The sequence below is a fragment of the Streptomyces lincolnensis genome (assembly GCF_021173675.1).
In the GTDB taxonomy this organism is placed as follows: domain Bacteria; phylum Actinomycetota; class Actinomycetes; order Streptomycetales; family Streptomycetaceae; genus Streptomyces; species Streptomyces lincolnensis_B.
The window spans coordinates 1-268 of sequence record NZ_JAIHON010000061.1; the positions used below are offsets into that span (position 1 = coordinate 1).

Annotated in this window: 1 rRNA gene; it reads right to left on the reverse strand. The window is 54.9% G+C overall.

The features are described from left to right. A 23S ribosomal RNA gene (locus K4B79_RS47555) occupies positions 1-268 on the reverse strand; the annotation flags it as partial.

Below are 268 nucleotides of genomic sequence, written 5' to 3' on the forward strand. Positions count from 1 at the left end.
GTTGAGACAGTCGAGAAGTCGTTACGCCATTCGTGCAGGTCGGAACTTACCCGACAAGGAATTTCGCTACCTTAGGATGGTTATAGTTACCACCGCCGTTTACTGGCGCTTAAGTTCTCAGCTTCGCACACCCGAAAGCGCACTAACCGGTCCCCTTAACGTTCCAGCACCGGGCAGGCGTCAGTCCGTATACATCGCCTTACGGCTTCGCACGGACCTGTGTTTTTAGTAAACAGTCGCTTCTCGCTGGTCTCTGCGGCCACCCCCA